The organism is Streptomyces sp. NPDC047043, assembly GCF_040644055.1.
GTDB lineage: Bacteria > Actinomycetota > Actinomycetes > Streptomycetales > Streptomycetaceae > Streptomyces.
Genome location: NZ_JBEYVO010000034.1, coordinates 1 through 15,830 on the forward strand (window position 1 = coordinate 1; position 15,830 = coordinate 15,830).

Consider the following 15,830-nt stretch of genomic DNA (forward strand, 5'->3'; position numbering starts at 1 on the left):
GGTGCCGGTGAGTTCGAGGGTGTCCTTGCCGGCCGAGCCGAGGAGCAGGTATTCGGAGTGCGTGGTGGTCCAGGCGCCCTGGTAGTAGCCCTGGATCTCCACCTTGTACGTACGGCCGGGGTAGGGGGTCATCGTGGTGTCGAAGACGGGGTCCTTGGACTTGTGGAAGTAGCGGTAGGTCTGGTTCCAGGCCGTCGCCGTCTTGTAGGAGCCGCTGAGGGCGGTCGAGACCTTGACCCTGGCGCCCGCCGTGCTCGTGACCGTCGCGGGCGCGTAGCGGGTGTCGCCGGTGAACTTGGCGGTGAGCTTGGTGTCCCGGGTGAGGTAGAGGGTGGCGGAGAGGTTGCCCGAGGAGTCGACCGTGCCGGACTACGCGCCGTCGGCGCCGACCGTCGCGGTGCCGAGCGCCTTGCCCGAGGGGGGACTCGGCGTCGGTGCGGCTGGACGGGACGCAAACGTGCTGATCCGGCTCCGCCCGTGATCGACAGGCCCTAGGACTCTTGGCCGAGGGCGCGTGCGGCGAAAGGCCGAGCCGGACCCCGAGCGAAATCCCGATGCAAGGGGCGTAACCCGGTTGAGAACATGACAGGCATGCTGGAAGCCGCTGACGTCACCCGGACATCCCGTCGTACCGCGCCTGCCATGTGGTTGGTGGTGGCGCTCGCCTGCGCGGGCCAGTTCCTGGTCGTGCTGGACGTGTCCGTCGTCAATGTGGCGCTGCCGTCGATGCGGGCCGATCTGGGGCTGAGCGCGCAGGGGCTGCAGTGGGTCGTGAACGCGTACGCGATCGCCTTCGCCGGGTTCATGCTGCTCGGCGGGCGGGCCGGGGATCTGTACGGGCGCAAGCGGATGTTTCTGGTGGGGCTCGCCCTGTTCACGCTCGCGTCGCTGGGCGGCGGGCTCGCGCGGGAGGGCGGCCAGCTGCTGGTCGCGCGGGCCGTACAGGGGCTGGGGGCGGCGGTGCTCGCGCCGTCGACGCTGACGATTCTCACGTCGGCGGTTCCGGAGGGGGCGGCTCGGGCGCGGGCGATCGCGACGTGGACCGCGGTAGGTGCCGGTGGGGGAGCCGCGGGCGGGCTCGTCGGCGGGGCGTTGGTGGACGGGCTGTCGTGGCGGTGGGTGCTGCTGATCAACGTGCCGATCGGGGCCGTTGTGCTGGCCGGGTCGGTGCGGTGGCTGGCGGAGAGCCGCAACGGGGGCGGGCGGCGGCTCGATCTGCCGGGTGCGGTGCTGGTGACGGCGGGGCTCGCGACGCTGGCGTACGGCATCTCGCAGACGGAGGCGGAGGGTTGGACGGCGGCGGCCACGGTCGTGCCGCTGGCCGCCGGGCTCGCGCTGATCGGGCTCTTCCTGGTTGTCGAGGCGCGTACGGCGGTTCCGCTGATGCCGCTGGGGCTGTTCCGGGTGCGGGCCGTGTCATCGGCGAACGTGGCGATGTTTCTGTGCGGGTCCGCGATGTTCTGCATGTGGTTCTTCATGACGCTGTACGCGCAGAACGTGCTGGGCTATACGCCGCTTGAGGCCGGGCTGGCGCTGGTGCCGAGTTCGCTGGCGGTGCTGCTGGGGTCGAAGGCGGCGCCTCGGTTCATGCCGACGCTCGGCGCGCGCAACCTGGCCGTGCTCGGGACGGTCGTGGCGGCGGTGGGGTTCGGCTGGCAGTCGTTGATGACGCCGGAGGGGAACTATCTGACGGAGATCATGTTCCCGGGGATCCTGATGATGCTGGGCGCGGGGCTGACGGCGACGCCGCTCGCCGCGCTCGCTGCGTCGGGGGCGGCGCCGGGGGAGGCCGGGCTGGTGTCGGGGCTGGTCAACACCTCGCGGACGATGGGTGGTTCGCTGGGGCTCGCGGTGATGTCGACGATCGCGGCGACGAGGTCGGGGGGCAGCGATGAGCCAGGGGCGCTGACAGACGGGTATGCGCTGGTGTTCCGGACGGGGGCGGTGGTGCTGCTCATCGGGGTGGTGTTGATGGGGGTGTGGCTGCCGCGGAGGCCCTCCGGGCGGTGAGGTGTCGGGTGGGCCGTGGGGATGGGGGCTGAGGTGGGGTGCCTGCGGCGGCCTGTGTGGCATTGGTGGGGGTGCGCGTAGCGCCTTGCGGTGCGTTGGGGGTCGGGGCCGGGGCGGGGGGTGTCCGTCCTCGGTCCGGCGGCGCTGGTGGTTGGGGATGCGCTGTGTGGTGACGCCGGCCGCTGCGGGCGGACACCCCCCCGCCCCGTCCCCTTTTCGCCGTACGCGGCCGGCGGCCGTCGCTTGGCTGAGGTGCCATCCCGCCGATCCGGGCGTGGACGTCGGCGCCTGCGACCGGTGAGGCGGGGGGAAAATTCTCGTACGGGAGAGGCAACGGTCCGAGCGGCCCGTGGACTCCTTTAGACATCAAGGAGGTGCCCATGGGGGATCGCAAGGAAGCCCGGGACACGGAGTTCCAGGGCTTTGTCATCGGCCGCTGGCCGCGGCTGATGCGGACGGCATTTCTCCTCACGGGGGAGCAGCACGCCGCGGAGGACCTCGTCCAGTCGACTCTCGAGCAGGTCTACGTCGCCTGGCGCAGGGTCGGCTCGGCGGACGACCCGGAGGCGTATGTGCGGCGCGTGATGATCAACGCGCATGCGCGCAAACACCGTAGGCGGCTACGGGAGTTCCTGGCGCCGAAGGACGATTCCGGCCTGGTGCGCGAGGTCGCCGACACCGGTGACCGCATTGCCCAGGCCGAGGACCGGGGCGTCTTGCTGAAGGCGCTCGCCCAACTGCCCGTGCGGCAGCGGGAGGCGGTGGTGCTGCGGTACTGGGAGGACCTGACGGAGACACAGACGGCGGAGGCGATGGGCTGTTCCGTCGGCGCCGTGAAGAGCAACGCGGCCAAGGGGATCGCGAAACTGCGTGCCATACCGGGACTGGCGGACATGGTGGCGACTGGGGGAGGGCGTAAGTGATGGGTGCGGACCGGGAGATGAACCAGCACATGACGGACAGCGACATCGCCCTCCTGCTCGCCGACGCCGCGGACGGGGTCGAGATCGGTATAGCCCCCACGCAGGCCGTGATCCGGGGCGGACGGCGGCGCAGGGCGCGGCGCTGGGCGGTGGCCTCGGCGGCGGCGCTGGTGATCGCCGGGTCGACGGGGACGCTGGCGGCGGCGGGCCTGATGCACGGGGACGGGAACAGCCCGTCACGGGTGGCGACTCAGCCGCCGGCGCCCAAGGAGCAGCGCCACGTGGACGAGCCCCAGACCAGTCCGCTCGCCATCGGCATGGACCACGGCAAGCAGTGGGAGGTCGACATCCAGGTGTGGGACGCCCCGCGCAACAAGGCGGAGGCCGAGGCCCAGTTCGCGGCCATGGCGCTGTACGGGCTGTCGCCGGCCGACGCATCCCACGCATCCGATCTGCTCGGCAAGACCTCGTTCTTCGTCACCCGCCTCTACGGGGACGCCAGCCGGCCGAAGACGGTCATGTTCGACACGGTCAAGCACTGGGGCGCCATGGCGGGCAAGGATTACGAGGCCGGCGCTTTCCCGCTGACGGGCAACGACGGACCTCAGCGTCTGGTCATCGGCCAGGTGGCGAAGACGGCGCGTGAGGTCACCTGTAGGTGGAAGGACGGTACGAGCACGGTCGTCCGGCCCACGAGCGACCCCGGCTCCATCAACATGGGCGATGAGAACATCCGCCAGGCCGCCGGCAGCCCGGTCAACTGGTTCGTCTGCCTTGCGCCGAAGGACACCTCGTACAAGTCGGTGGAGGTGACGAAGTAGGCGACCGGAGGAGCGGACGGTCCTACAGCCACCCCTGTTGACGGGCCTCCCGCATCGCCTCCATGCGGTTGCGGGTGCCGGTCTTGCCGATGGCGGAGGAGAGGTAGTTGCGGACCGTCGACTCCGACAGGTGCAGCTTGGCGGCGATGTCGGCGACGGTCGCGCCGTCCACGGACGCCTTGAGGACGTCGCACTCGCGGGCGGTCAGCGGGCTCGGCCCGGCGCTGAGCGCGGCGGCGGCGAGCGCGGGGTCGATGACGGTCTCGCCGGTGAGCACGCGGCGGATCGCGGCGGCCAACTCCTCGACGGGGCCGTCCTTCACGAGGAAGCCGGCGGCTCCGGCCTCCATGGCCCGGCGCAGATAGCCGGGCCGCCCGAAGGTGGTCAGGATCAGCACCCGGCAGTCGGGCACCTGGTCGCGCAGTTCGGCCGCCGCGTCCAGGCCGCTCATGCCCGGCAGTTCGATGTCCAGCAGGGCCACGTCCGGGCGGTGGTTCAGCGCGGCGTCCACGATCGCGTCACCCGCCGCGACCTGCGCGACGACCACCAGATCCTCCTCCATGCCGAGCAGCAGGGCGAGGGCGCCCCGCATCATTCCCTGGTCCTCGGCGAGCAGGACCCGGACGGACTTGGCGGGCCGGTGGTCCCGCGGCATCTCGTTCACGGCCCAAGCGTAGCCAACTAAAGACTCCCCATTGCCAATTAAAGACTCTCTATTGTTCGGTCCCGCGGGGGTTGACGGTCCAGATCGGCAAGAAAACAATCGCCTCTGCATTTCCCCAAAGGTTCGGTATTTCGAGCACAGAATGGGTTCGGTATTTCGATCGAACAGTGTCCGGTATATCGACCAACGGGTGCATGGCACCGCTCCCCCAGCAACGGCACCCGCACGCCCTACGAGGAATCCAAGAGGTGCACCGTGTTCTCACGATCACGCCCCCCACACACCTGTCCCCGACGACTGAGAAAGGCCGTGCTCTCCCTGCTCGCGGCATTCGCGACCGTCGCCGCACTGCTCATAAGCGTCGGCGCCCCGCAGGCCGCCGCCGCGAGTTCGCTGCCCTGTGACATCTACGGCGCCGCCGGCACCCCCTGCGTCGCCGCGCACAGCCTGGTCCGGGCGCTCTACTCCTCGTACAACGGCTCGCTGTACCAGGTGCAGCGCGCCTCCGACAGCGCCACCGCCAACATCGGGGTGCTGGCCGCCGGCGGTTACGCCAACGCCGCGGCCCAGGACTCCTTCTGCTCCGGGACCACCTGCATCATCACCAAGATCTACGACCAGTCCTCGCGTCACAACGACCTCACCATCGAGGGCGCGGGCGGCGCGGGCGCGGCCGACGTCGGGTCACCGGCCGACGCCCTGCCGGTGACCGTCGGCGGGCACCAGGTCTACGGCCTGGAGATCTCCGCCGGCATGGGCTACCGGGACAACTCCACCTCGGGCGTCGCCGTCAACGGGCAGGCCGAGGGGATGTACATGGTGACCTCCGGCACCCATGTCAACGGCCGCTGCTGCTTCGACTACGGCAATGCCGAGACGAACAACAAGGACACCGGCAACGGCCACATGGACGCGATCAACTTCGGCACCGAGTGCTGGTTCTCGCCGTGCTACGGCCAGGGCCCGTGGGTGCAGGCCGACTTGGAGAACGGCCTGTTCCAGTCGGACGCCGGCTACAGCAAGAACACGTCCAACACCGGCACCGGACCCCTGCCGTTCGTGACCGCACTGCTCAAGAACAACGGCCAGAACCATTTCGCGCTGAAATACGGCAATGCGCAATCCGGCTCACTCACCACGACCTATTCCGGCGGTGAACCCACCACCAGCGGCTACTCGCCCATGCACCAGGAGGGCGCGATCGTCCTGGGCACCGGCGGCGACAACAGCAACGGCTCCATCGGGTCCTTCTTCGAGGGCGTCATGACCTCGGGCATCCCGACGGACGCCGCCGACGACGCGGTGCAGTCCAACATCGTCTCCGTCGGCTACGGCGGCTCGACCGGCTCCACCGGTTCGCTGACCCCGGGCTCGGAGATCTCACTGAAGGCGACGACCTCGTGCTGCACCGGCGACTACATCCGCCACCAGAACAACGCGGCGGTCATCTCCTCGATTACCTCGAGCAGTTCGGCGCTCGACAAGAACGACGCCACCTGGATCGTCCGCCGGGGCCTGGCCAGCAGCTCCTGCGTCTCCTTCGAGTCGCGCAACTATCCCGGTGACTTCCTGCGGCACTACAACTACCAGCTGCTGCGCCAACCCATGGACGGCAGTGCGCAGTTCAGATCCGACGCGACGTTCTGCCCGACGACCGGCAAGAGCGGCACCGGAACCTCGTTCGCGTCGTACAACTACCCGACCAAGTTCATCCGCCACTACAACCACAACGTCTACATAGCGAGCAACGGCGGCTCCAACACCTGGGACAGCTCCACGTCCTGGACGGACGACGTGAGCTGGGTCGTCAGCCAGCCCTGGGCGCCGTAACCACCGCGGCATCCTCGGACACACCGCCGGACTCCACCGGGAGTTCGGCGGTGACCGTGAAACCGCCTCGCGGCGACCGGCCGGCCTCGAGGGAGCCGCCGGCCGCCGCGAGGCGTTCGGTCAGGCCCTTGAGGCCGGTGCCGCCGATGCCCGGCACGATCGGTGCGCCCGACGCGCCCTCGCCGTCCCCGTCGTCGGCGATCGTCAGGCGCACCTGCTCGGCCGTGCTGTTCACGGTGATCTCGCAGCGGGTCGCCCCGGAGTGCCGCACGACGTTCGTGACCGCCTCGCGCACCACCCAGCCGAGCAGCGCTTCGGTCTGCGGCGGCAGGGGCGAGCCCGAGCGGGACACCGTCGGCTCGACGCCGGCCGCCGACAGGGCGGAGCGGGCGCGGTCCAGTTCGGTGGCGAGGCTGCCCTCGCGGTAGCCGGTCACGGCCTCGCGGATCTCCGTGAGCGCCTGGCGGCCGACGGACTCGATGTCGGTGATCTGGGCCAGGGCCGCGTCCAGGTTCCGCGGGGCCAGCCGCCGGGCTGCCTCCGACTTCACCACGATCACCGACATGGTGTGACCGAGCAGGTCGTGCAGGTCGCGGGAGAAGCGCAGCCGCTCCTCCTCGACCGCGCGGCGCGCCAACTCCTCGCGGGCCGCGCGCAGTTCGCGCACCGCCTCGGAGAGCGACATGATCGCCGCTGTCACCATCGTGGAGATCCAGGTGGCGTACGCGGTGTCGAGTCCACCCCAGCCGTCGCGGTAGACGCAGACCGCACCGGAGAGCACGGTCAGGACCGCGCCGGCCCAGCGCAGGTGCGGCATCCGCAGCGCCGCACCCGTCGCGAGCCCGAGCAGGGGGAAGAACAGCAGCCAGTTGCCGCCGTACCCGAGGGCCAGAGCGCAGGTCACCACGCCCATCAGCACCAGGGCCACCCGCGTCGAGGTCGCCTCCCGGGTCTGCTTCCTGAACGCGCGGAACGCCACATAGATGTAGAGCGAGTTGAAGGCCAGCAGGCCCATGCCGCCGACCAGGGGGTTGGGGGTCTCGCCCTGGAGCAGGTTGGAGATGGACCCCATTCCCAGCAGCAGCCAGGGCAGCAGGGTGAGGCCGGTGGGCGGCGGGCCCGGATGCTCGGGGAGCTGGCCGGTCCTGCGGGCGGCCTTTTCCTGCTCCTTGAAGCGCTGCATGTCCGCCTTCCACCGGGCTCGTGCGGCCCGCAGCTCGTCCACCTGGCAGGCGATCCCTCGTGTCCAGGACATGTCCCTCATCCCCCGTTCAGACGGTCCGTCCGGACCGTCGGTAGGACAGCACAGCGTACGAACCGAAGGCCAGCAACCAGAGGGTGAGCACCGCGATCGTGCCGAAAGCGGGGGCGTGGCCGCCCGCGACCGAGGTGCCGAGCTGGGCGAATCGGTAGGTGGGCGTGTAGGCGGACAGGGTGCTCAGCCAGCCCGGGAAGAGGGTGATGGGAAACCACAGGCCGCCCAGGACGGCCAGGCCCAGGTTGCAGGCCATGTTCGTCACGCCGGTGGTCTGCCCGGTCAGCCGGTAGCCGTTGCCCAGGCCGAGCAGGGTGAAGGGCACCGAGCCCAGCCACAGCAGCAGTGCGATCGCCGCCCACTGCCAGGCGGCCAGCCGTACGCCGTTGACCAGGCCGCCAGCCAAGAGGACCGCGACGATGGCCGGCAGCACGGTCACCGAGCCGGTCAGGGTGCGGCCGACGACGACCTGGCGTGGGGTCATCGGGGTCACCCGCAACTGCCGCAGCCAGCCGATCGCCCGGTCCTCGGCGACCCCGCCGCCGGTGTTCAGGGCGCAGCCGACCGCCCCGTACCCGGCCATCCCGACCATCGACCCGGTCTTCCAACTGCCGTCGTTGGCACCGAGGTTGGTGAACAGCAGATACATCAGCACCGGCATCGCGATCCCGCCGATCACAAAGCCCGCGTCGCGCAGCGTCCGGCGCACCTCGAGCCGCAGGTAGTCCAGCATCACGCCGCCTCCCTCTCGCGCGCGGTCAGGGCCAGGAACGCGTCGTCCAGCGAGGCCGGCGCGACCTCCAGGCCGCGGATCGCCCCCAGCCCTGCCAGCGCCACCACCGTCGCGTCCGGGTCGTCGGTGCGCAACCGGGCCCTGTCCCCGCGCACCTCCACCGCCCGCACACCGGGCAGCAGTTCCAGGCCCTTGGTGCTCCGGCCCGCGAGGTCGACGGCGACCATGCTGCCGCCCACCGACCGCTTGAGCTGCTCGCCGGTGCCGTCCGCGACGATCCGGCCGCGGTCGATGACGAGGATGCGGTCGGCGTGGGCGTCCGCCTCCTCCAGGTGGTGGGTGGAGAAGAGCACGGTGTGGCCGAGGCGGGCGTAGGAGCGCATCGACGCCCAGAACGCGTGCCGGGCCTCCACGTCCAGGGCGGCGGTGGGCTCGTCCAGCACGATCAGCGAGGGGTTCCCGGCGAGCGCGACGGCGAAGCGCACGCGCTGTGTCTGGCCGCCGGAGAGCCGGTCCACGCGCCGCTCCGCCAGCTCGGTGATCCCGGCCAGCCGCAGGGCCCGTGCGACGGGCATCGGGGCCGGGTAGCGGCGGGCCACGAACGTCACCAGTTCCCGCACGGTGACGCGGGGCACCGCCCGCCCCTCCTGCAGCATGGCGCCGACCCGCCCGGCGCGCACCGAGACCTGCGGGGGAGCGCCGAAGAGCTCGACGGTGCCCGCGTCGGGCTCGTTGAGGCCGAGCAGCAGGGAGATCGTGGTGGATTTGCCGGCGCCGTTGCGGCCCAGGAGGGCGAGCGTCTCGCCGGGCGCGATGGCCAGGTCGACGCCGTCGACGGCCCGTACGGTGCCGAAGGTCTTGACCGCCCCCGTGAAGGACACGGCGGCGCATTCCGTCTGTGTCATGCCTACGACCTGTGTCATGCCTACCACGCTACGAACGAGGGGCCTGCGTGCGGCAGATGCGCATGTACGGACTCGGGCAGGACAAATGTCACGGGTGGCCCGGCATCCGCCGAGCCGACCGACCCCTCGCACCCTGAACTGACACAGTGTCAGGAGCCTTCACAAGTGCGGAGCGCTGGGCTATACAGAGGGCGCCGGACTGGAACGCGTTCTAGATCGGCACTCGTGACGACCTCGGTCGCGGCCGACGGTGCGGACGGCCGCGCCGAGGTCTTGAGCCAGCTGAGCCACCAGGAGCCGTATGCCCATCGACGAAGCCGTGGCCCTTGCCGCCGAACCTCGTTCCGGTGAGATCACCTGGGACCGCAAGGACGTCCAGCTCTACCACCTCGGCATCGGTGCCGGGATCCCGGCGACCGACCCCGACGAGCTGCGCTACACCCTGGAGTCCCGGCTGCACGTCCTGCCGAGCTTCGCCACCGTCGCGGGCAACGGATCGCCCGGGGTGATCAGCGGCCTGTCCATGCCGGGCGTCGACGTCGACCTCGCCAAGGTCCTGCACGGCGGCCAGAGCCTGACCCTCCACCGCCCGATCCCCGCCGAGGGCACCGCGACCGCCACCGGCCGCATCGCCGCCGTCTACGACAAGGGCAAGGCGGCCGTCCTGGTGATGCGCACGGAGGTCGCCGACGCCGACGGCCCGCTGTGGACCAACGACGCCCAGATCTTCGTACGGGGAGAGGGCGGCTGGGGCGGCGACCGCGGACCGTCGACCCGCCTGGACCCGCCGGCCGGTGAGCCCGACCGCACCGTCGAGCGCCCGATCCGCGAGGACCAGGCCCTGCTCTACCGCCTGTCCGGCGACTGGAACCCGCTGCACGCCGACCCCGACTTCGCCAAGACCGCCGGCTTCGAACGGCCCATCCTGCACGGGCTGTGCACCTACGGCATGACGCTGAAGGCGGTCGTCGACACGCTGCTCGGCGGCGACGTGACCCGGGTGCGCTCGTACGCCACCCGCTTCGCCGGGGTCGTGTATCCCGGCGAGACCCTGCGCATCCGTATGTGGCAGGCCGAGGACTCCACCAGGGTCGCGGTCAGCGCCGTCGAGCGGGACGACGCGCCCGTCCTCGCCGACACGATCGTCGAACACTCCTGAGCCATACCGCCGTTGTTGAGGGGAGCCGCACCATGCGCGCAGCCGTACTGCACGAGATCGGCCAGGACAAGCTCGAGGTCCTCGACGACGTCGAGGCGGTGGGCTTCGGGCCCGGCAAGGTGAGGATCCGGGTGCGGGCCACCGGGCTGTGCCACTCGGACCTGTCCGCGATGAGCGGGGTGCTGCCCCAGCCGGCACCGTTCGTGCCCGGGCACGAGGGCGCGGGCGAGATCCTCGAAGTCGGCGAGGGCGTAAGCCACTTGAAGCCCGGCGACCGGGTGGTGGTCTGCTGGCTGCCGGCCTGCGGCGTCTGTCCCGCCTGCAAGCGCGGGCAGACCGAGCTGTGCCTGGCCGGGTTCATGAACGCCGGCACTCCCAACTTCCGCCGCCCCGGCGGGGACCTCTTCGGCTTCGCGGGCACCGGCACCTTCGCCGAGGAGGTCGTCGTCGACGCGGGCTGCGCGGTGCCGATCCCCGACGACGTGCCCTTCGACATCGCCGCGCTGATCGGCTGCGGGGTGACCACCGGCCTGGGCGCCGCCCTCAACACCGCCGATGTGGAGGCCGGTTCGTCGGTCGCCGTCATCGGCTGCGGGGGCGTCGGCATCTCGGCGATCCAGGGGGCTCGGCTCAAGGGCGCCGCCGAGATCGTCGCCGTCGACCCGGTCGCCTCGCGCCGCGAGTCCGCCCTCAAGTTCGGTGCCACGAAGGCGGTGTCACCGGACGAGCTGGCCGACGCGAAACAGAACGTCACCGGCGGCGAGGGCTTCGACTACGTCTTCGAGGTCGTCGGCAAGTCGGCCACCGCCCGCACCGCCTACGAGAACACCCGGCGCGGCGGCACCCTCGTCGTCGTCGGCGCGGGCGCCATGGACGACTTCCTGCAGCTGAACATGTTCGAGCTGTTCTTCGACGAGAAGCGGATCCTGCCGTCGATGTACGGCGGCGGCGACGTCCTGCGCTCCTACGAGCGCACCATCGCCCTGTGGCGGGCGGGCCGCGTCGACCTGGAGGGCCTGATCACCCACCGGGTGCCGCTGAGCGAGATCAACGAGGCGCTGGACCAGATGCGGACCGGCGCGGCGCTTCGTACGTGCATCGAGATCTGACCCCGCGTTCTTCGGAAGGGAATCTGAACCCTCGTTCTCCGGAAGGGAACTTGATGTCGTTGCCACTCGAAGGACTGTCGGCCGTCGTCACCGGTGCCGGCCGCGGTCTGGGCCGGGCCGAGGCGCTCGAACTCGCCCGGCTGGGCGCGGCCGTCGTCGTCAACGACTTCGGCCAGCCCGGCCGGGACGGCTCCGGGGATGCCTCGGCGGGCCCCGCCGAACAGGTCGCCGCCGAGATCCGGGCCGCGGGCGGCCAGGCGCTCGCGCACACCGGGGACGTCGCCGACTTCCAACAGGCCCAACAGCTGGTCCAGTTGGCGATCGCCGAGTTCGGCAAGCTGGACATCCTGGTCAACAACGCGGGCATCCTGCGCGACCGCATGGTCTTCTCGATGACCGAGGGCGAGTGGGACTCGGTGATCCGGGTCCACCTCAAGGGCCACTTCAACACGACCCACTTCGCGGCCGCGCACTGGCGCGAGCGGTCCAAGGCGGCGGGCGGCGCGGTGTACGGCCGCATCGTGAACACCTCGTCCGAGGCCTTCCTCGCCGGCTCCGCAGGCCAGCCCAACTACGCGGCGGCCAAAGGCGGAATCGTCGGCCTGACCACCTCCACCGCCCTCGCTCTCGCCAAGTACGGCGTCACCGCCAACGCCATCTGCCCGCGCGCCCGCACCCGGATGACCGCGGACGTCTTCGCCGGTTTCGAGCAGCCGGCCGACGGCCTCGACCCGCTCGCCCCCGAGCACGTCGCCCCGCTCGTCGGCTACTTGGCCTCACCCGCCGCGGCCCGCGTCAACGGGCAGCTGCTCGTCGTGCACGGCGGCATGGTCGCGGTGATCGAACGCCCGCGCGTGCAGGCCAAGTTCGACAGCAAGCAGGACACCTTCACCTACGACGAGCTGGACGCCGTACTGACTCCGCACTATGCGGAACGCCCGGACGGGGAGACGTTCGCGGCGGCGGAGGTGCTCGCACTCAAGCGCCGCTAGACACAAGGAAACGCCGCCGGACACAAAAGAGGCCCGCACACCGGTCGATGTGCGGGCCTCTCCCTTGTGCCTACCGTCGGGCAGCCTCGGCGTCCTCGGCCGGCTTGCGGTGCCGGCCGCGAGGGGCCGAGTCGCCGTCCTGGGCCGCCACCGGGCCCCGGTGCCGGCCGTGGCCGGCGTCCTCCCGGGTCTCGGCGGACAGCGGCTGCATGGTGCTTGCCTCGCTCATCGGAAAAATTCACCCCGTCAACACGATCTTTCAAACAGCCGGGCGAGTTTAACCGGCCACCCTCTGTTCGAATCCAGCCGCCCACGCCCATCGGCACTACTTCGTTACAAGACGTCCCAACGGCGCCTGCTGCAACGGCACCGGACGCAGTGCAGCAGGCCCTGGAGGATCCGATTCCGACGGTTCGCCCGGCGCCGGGGGCCAACTCCCCGGTGCCGCCTGGGCGTCCGTATCCCGGATCGGATCCTCCGGGCCCGTGCCCCCCGATTCCCCCGATCCCCCCGGATCCCCCGTCTCCCCCGAGGGCGCCACCACCCGCGCCACGCCGCACGGCACCTCGGCCGTGGCGTAGGGCAGTTGGAGCACCCCGTCCCTGGTCCACAGCCCGGCGCCGGTCAACCACCCCTCGGGCGCCGGGAGATGATGCATCTGGCGCCGGTCGGGCCGCCACAGTCCGACCCAGCTGCCGACGGGCCCGTCGATGCGCAGCCCCACCCCGCAGCCCTCCGGCACCAGCACCTGCCCCGGCTGGATGGCGAACGGAGTGACCCCGCACTCGGGCAGCCGCAGACACTCCGGAAAGCGCACCGGCAGCGTGCTGCCCAGCACGCCCCAGCCCAGCCGCTCCTCGCCCGGCGACGGCGCGTCCGAGCGGATCAGCAGCAGCCCGCTGTCGGGGTCGGCGAGCAGCAGCCGGTCGTCGCTGGAGTCGGCGATCTGCAGCAGGGGCGAGACCTCGCCGCCGCGCTCCAGGTCGACCACGATCGCCTTGGTCCGGCCCCCGACCTCCCGGTCCAGCGCCAGCATCCGCCCCGCATGGTCCAGCCACACCCCGCCCGAGCAGCGCCCGGGGATCTCCGCGAGGTGCTCGGGCCCGAACGCGCCGCCCGCCACCAGCCACACGGTGCTGGAGCGGCGGCCCACGGCGAGGGCGTACGCCTTCTCGCCGCCCGGCGCCGGCGGCAGCAGCCACAGCCGGGTGTCCTCGTCCGGGCACTCGACCGCGCCGATCAGCAGCTCGCCGGTGCCGGGCCCGGTCGGATACAGCAGGGAGAAGACGTGCCGCCCCTCCGAGGGCCGGCGGATGAGGACCCGCCCGTCGCCCATCGGCTGCACCTCGGTGCCGGGCTCCTCGGGCTGGTTGCCGGGCAGCGGCACGGCGTACGGCTCGGGGCCGTCCAGTGTCCAGCGCTCCGGGAAGAGGCAGTCGCCGTCCAGCGTGAGGCGGGCGGCGTAGGCGCCGTCCACGGTGATCGTGCAGCCCGCCGGGGCGGCCCCGTCCTCATGACCCGCCGCAGGCTCGATCACACAGGCCGTCATCGTCTGGTCACCTCCGGCGACGAAACTAGTTTTCGCACGCACAGACGTGGGACCCCGATGCATCCGCTTCACACATAAGGGTGGCCGCGGAACGATTCGCCTGAGGAAACGGGGACGGGTGTGCTGAGGCGGCGGGGACGGGTGTGGTGAGGGGGTGGGGACGGGTGTGGTGAGGAGGTTCGGCCCCGGACCCTTGTTTCCGGCACCGGTTCAGCACGACAGAACAGGCAGGTAGCCTTTTGTCCGTGCCCCGTCTGTCTGAAGTAATCGCCGCGCTGGAGAACCTGTGGCCCGCCGAGCGGGCCGAGTCCTGGGACGCGGTCGGTACCGTCGTGGGCGACCCCGACCAGGCGGTCTCCCGGGTCCTGTTCGCGGTCGACCCGGTGCAGGAGATCGTCGACGAGGCGGTGAAGCTCGGCGCCGACCTGCTGGTCACCCACCACCCCCTCTACCTTCGCGGTACGACGACGGTCGCGGCGAGCCACTTCAAGGGCCGCGTCGTGCACACCCTCATCAAGAACGACGTGGCGCTGCACGTGGCCCACACGAACGCGGACACCGCCGACCCCGGTGTCAGCGACGCGCTGGCCGGCGCGCTGGACCTCCGCGTCGTACGACCCCTCGTGCCCGACCCCACCGACCCGGAAGGCCGCCGGGGCCTGGGCCGCATCTGCGAGCTCGACCACCCGCTGACCGTCCGCGAGCTCGCCGCCCGCGCCGCCGAGCGGCTGCCCGCCACCGCGCAGGGCATCCGCGTCGCCGGCGACCCCGAGGCGACCGTCCGCACCGTCGCCGTCAGCGGCGGCTCCGGCGACAGCCTCTTCGACGTCGTACGGGCCGCCGGTGTGGACGCCTTCCTCACCGCGGACCTGCGCCACCACCCCGCCTCCGAGGCGGTGGCCCAAAGCCCCCTCGCGCTGCTCGACGCGGCGCACTGGGCCACCGAGTGGCCCTGGTGCGAGCTGGCCGCCACCCAGCTCGACGAGATCTCCGACCGCAGGGGATGGGGCCTGAGGGTCCACGTCTCCAAGACGGTCACCGACCCCTGGACCGCCCACGCGGCGTCCACTGCCACTTCTGACCCACTGGGAGCCCCCAACTGAACGCCGCGCCCGCCGACCAGATCCGACTCCTCGACGTCCAGGACCTCGACGTACGCCTGCAGCAGCTCGCGCACAAGCGGAGGTCGCTGCCCGAGCACGCCGAGATCGAGTCGCTGACCAAGGACCTCACCCAGCTGCGCGACCTGCTGGTGGCCGCGCAGACCGAGGAGAGCGACACCACCCGCGAGCAGACCAAGGCCGAGCAGGACGTGGACCAGGTGCGCCAGCGCGCCGCCCGCGACCAGCAGCGCCTGGACTCCGGTGCCGTGACCTCCCCCAAGGACCTGGAGAACCTGCAGCGCGAGATCGCCTCCCTCGCCAAGCGGCAGGGCGACCTCGAGGACATCGTCCTGGAGGTCATGGAGCGCATCGAGTCCGTGCAGGAGCGGGTGCGCGAGCTGACCGAGCGGGTCTCCTCCGTCCAGTCGAAGATCGACGACGCGACCGCGCGCCGCGACGCCGCGTTCGAGGAGATCGACGGCGAGGTCGCCACGGTGACCAAGGAGCGCGAGGTCATCTCCGCCACGATCCCCGCGGACCTCCTCAAGCTCTACGACAAGCTGCGCGAGCAGCAGGGCGGCATCGGCGCGGCCAAGCTGTACCAGCGCACCTGCCAGGGCTGCCGCCAGGAGCTGTCCATCACCGACTTCAACGACGTCCGCGCGGCCGCCCCCGACACGGTGGTGCGCTGCGAGAACTGCCGCCGCATCCTGGTGCGTACGGCCGAGTCCGGTCTGTAATCCGGTCTGTAAGAGGCCTTCGAAAGACGTAAGGGGC

General features: G+C 71.2%; 15 protein-coding genes. 9 read left to right on the forward strand and 6 right to left on the reverse strand.

What is annotated here, in order from left to right:
- The first annotated feature begins 591 nt into the window (after window positions 1-591).
- The 3 genes from ABZ880_RS41675 (at window position 592) to ABZ880_RS41685 (ending at window position 3,754) form a co-directional block, all read left to right on the forward strand.
- Window positions 592-2,010 (forward strand): DHA2 family efflux MFS transporter permease subunit, encoded by a 1,419-nt coding sequence (locus ABZ880_RS41675; protein ID WP_361274701.1) that lies wholly within the window; start codon window positions 592-594, stop codon window positions 2,008-2,010.
- Window positions 2,011-2,390: 380 nt separating this feature from the next.
- Window positions 2,391-2,933, forward strand: coding sequence for a SigE family RNA polymerase sigma factor (locus tag ABZ880_RS41680; protein WP_361274704.1), 543 nt, complete (start codon window positions 2,391-2,393; stop codon window positions 2,931-2,933).
- Window positions 2,933-3,754: a hypothetical protein gene (locus tag ABZ880_RS41685; protein WP_361274706.1), complete on the forward strand. Its 822-nt coding sequence runs from the start codon at window positions 2,933-2,935 to the stop codon at window positions 3,752-3,754. Before ABZ880_RS41680 ends, ABZ880_RS41685 begins: the two co-directional genes overlap by 1 nt.
- 22 nt (window positions 3,755-3,776) lie before the next feature.
- Here ABZ880_RS41685 and ABZ880_RS41690 read toward each other — a convergent pair whose 3' ends face one another.
- On the reverse strand, window positions 3,777-4,409 hold the full coding sequence (locus tag ABZ880_RS41690) for a response regulator transcription factor (RefSeq protein ID WP_361274959.1): 633 nt from the start codon (window positions 4,407-4,409) through the stop codon (window positions 3,777-3,779).
- 318 nt (window positions 4,410-4,727) lie between these two features.
- Here ABZ880_RS41690 and ABZ880_RS41695 point away from each other — a divergent pair, with 318 nt between their 5' ends.
- Complete coding sequence (locus tag ABZ880_RS41695) at window positions 4,728-6,248, forward strand: alpha-L-arabinofuranosidase B (protein WP_361274708.1); 1,521 nt, start codon at window positions 4,728-4,730, stop codon at window positions 6,246-6,248.
- Here the strand turns inward: ABZ880_RS41695 and ABZ880_RS41700 are convergent.
- From ABZ880_RS41700 to ABZ880_RS41710, 3 genes are read right to left on the reverse strand one after another with little or no spacing between them, the layout of a single operon-like run.
- Complete coding sequence (locus ABZ880_RS41700) at window positions 6,226-7,503, reverse strand: sensor histidine kinase (protein ID WP_361274710.1); 1,278 nt, start codon at window positions 7,501-7,503, stop codon at window positions 6,226-6,228. The genes ABZ880_RS41695 and ABZ880_RS41700 overlap by 23 nt on opposite strands.
- Window positions 7,504-7,519: 16 nt before the next feature.
- A complete protein-coding gene (locus tag ABZ880_RS41705; RefSeq protein WP_361274713.1) occupies window positions 7,520-8,236 on the reverse strand; it encodes an ABC transporter permease in 717 nt (238 codons plus the stop codon).
- The gene (locus ABZ880_RS41710) at window positions 8,236-9,159 is read right to left on the reverse strand and encodes an ABC transporter ATP-binding protein (protein ID WP_361274715.1); all 924 of its coding nucleotides are present in this window, start codon (window positions 9,157-9,159) and stop codon (window positions 8,236-8,238) included. The genes ABZ880_RS41705 and ABZ880_RS41710 overlap by 1 nt, the downstream gene beginning before the upstream one ends.
- A gap of 283 nt (window positions 9,160-9,442) precedes the next feature.
- On the opposite strand from ABZ880_RS41710, the gene ABZ880_RS41715 reads away from it, so the two are divergent.
- The 3 genes from ABZ880_RS41715 to ABZ880_RS41725 are packed head-to-tail and all read left to right on the forward strand — an operon-like array spanning window position 9,443 to window position 12,401.
- Complete coding sequence (locus ABZ880_RS41715) at window positions 9,443-10,300, forward strand: MaoC/PaaZ C-terminal domain-containing protein (RefSeq protein ID WP_361274718.1); 858 nt, start codon at window positions 9,443-9,445, stop codon at window positions 10,298-10,300.
- Between the two features lie 32 nt (window positions 10,301-10,332).
- Window positions 10,333-11,409: a Zn-dependent alcohol dehydrogenase gene (locus ABZ880_RS41720; RefSeq protein WP_361274721.1), complete on the forward strand. Its 1,077-nt coding sequence runs from the start codon at window positions 10,333-10,335 to the stop codon at window positions 11,407-11,409.
- Between the two features lie 53 nt (window positions 11,410-11,462).
- Window positions 11,463-12,401, forward strand: coding sequence for a 3-oxoacyl-ACP reductase (locus ABZ880_RS41725; protein WP_361274724.1), 939 nt, complete (start codon window positions 11,463-11,465; stop codon window positions 12,399-12,401).
- Window positions 12,402-12,471: 70 nt separating this feature from the next.
- Here the strand turns inward: ABZ880_RS41725 and ABZ880_RS41730 are convergent, their stop codons facing one another.
- Window positions 12,472-12,630, reverse strand: a complete 159-nt coding sequence (locus tag ABZ880_RS41730; protein ID WP_361274727.1) for a hypothetical protein — start codon at window positions 12,628-12,630, stop codon at window positions 12,472-12,474.
- A 96-nt stretch (window positions 12,631-12,726) separates the two neighbouring features.
- Window positions 12,727-13,950: a hypothetical protein gene (locus ABZ880_RS41735; RefSeq protein WP_361274730.1), complete on the reverse strand. Its 1,224-nt coding sequence runs from the start codon at window positions 13,948-13,950 to the stop codon at window positions 12,727-12,729.
- Window positions 13,951-14,195: 245 nt separating this feature from the next.
- Between ABZ880_RS41735 and ABZ880_RS41740 the strand changes: the two genes are divergently transcribed.
- Window positions 14,196-15,053, forward strand: coding sequence for a Nif3-like dinuclear metal center hexameric protein (locus ABZ880_RS41740; RefSeq protein WP_361274733.1), 858 nt, complete (start codon window positions 14,196-14,198; stop codon window positions 15,051-15,053).
- Window positions 15,050-15,793: a C4-type zinc ribbon domain-containing protein gene (locus ABZ880_RS41745; protein ID WP_361274961.1), complete on the forward strand. Its 744-nt coding sequence runs from the start codon at window positions 15,050-15,052 to the stop codon at window positions 15,791-15,793. The genes ABZ880_RS41740 and ABZ880_RS41745 overlap by 4 nt, the downstream gene beginning before the upstream one ends.
- The last annotated feature ends 37 nt before the right edge of the window (window positions 15,794-15,830 follow it).

What these genes read in the sequence shown, in the direction of transcription:
- ABZ880_RS41720 (WP_361274721.1), top strand. Translation starts at nt 10,333, where the DNA reads ATGCGCGCAGCCGTACTGCACGAGATCGGCCAGGACAAGCTCGAGGTC.
- ABZ880_RS41715 (WP_361274718.1), top strand. Translation starts at nt 9,443, where the DNA reads ATGCCCATCGACGAAGCCGTGGCCCTTGCCGCCGAACCTCGTTCCGGT.
- ABZ880_RS41730 (WP_361274727.1), bottom strand. Translation starts at nt 12,630, where the DNA reads ATGAGCGAGGCAAGCACCATGCAGCCGCTGTCCGCCGAGACCCGGGAG.
- ABZ880_RS41705 (WP_361274713.1), bottom strand. Translation starts at nt 8,236, where the DNA reads ATGCTGGACTACCTGCGGCTCGAGGTGCGCCGGACGCTGCGCGACGCG.
- ABZ880_RS41685 (WP_361274706.1), top strand. Translation starts at nt 2,933, where the DNA reads ATGGGTGCGGACCGGGAGATGAACCAGCACATGACGGACAGCGACATC.
- ABZ880_RS41690 (WP_361274959.1), bottom strand. Translation starts at nt 4,409, where the DNA reads ATGCCGCGGGACCACCGGCCCGCCAAGTCCGTCCGGGTCCTGCTCGCC.
- ABZ880_RS41735 (WP_361274730.1), bottom strand. Translation starts at nt 13,950, where the DNA reads ATGACGGCCTGTGTGATCGAGCCTGCGGCGGGTCATGAGGACGGGGCC.
- ABZ880_RS41680 (WP_361274704.1), top strand. Translation starts at nt 2,391, where the DNA reads ATGGGGGATCGCAAGGAAGCCCGGGACACGGAGTTCCAGGGCTTTGTC.
- ABZ880_RS41675 (WP_361274701.1), top strand. Translation starts at nt 592, where the DNA reads ATGCTGGAAGCCGCTGACGTCACCCGGACATCCCGTCGTACCGCGCCT.
- ABZ880_RS41725 (WP_361274724.1), top strand. Translation starts at nt 11,463, where the DNA reads ATGTCGTTGCCACTCGAAGGACTGTCGGCCGTCGTCACCGGTGCCGGC.
- ABZ880_RS41710 (WP_361274715.1), bottom strand. Translation starts at nt 9,159, where the DNA reads ATGACACAGGTCGTAGGCATGACACAGACGGAATGCGCCGCCGTGTCC.
- ABZ880_RS41700 (WP_361274710.1), bottom strand. Translation starts at nt 7,503, where the DNA reads ATGTCCTGGACACGAGGGATCGCCTGCCAGGTGGACGAGCTGCGGGCC.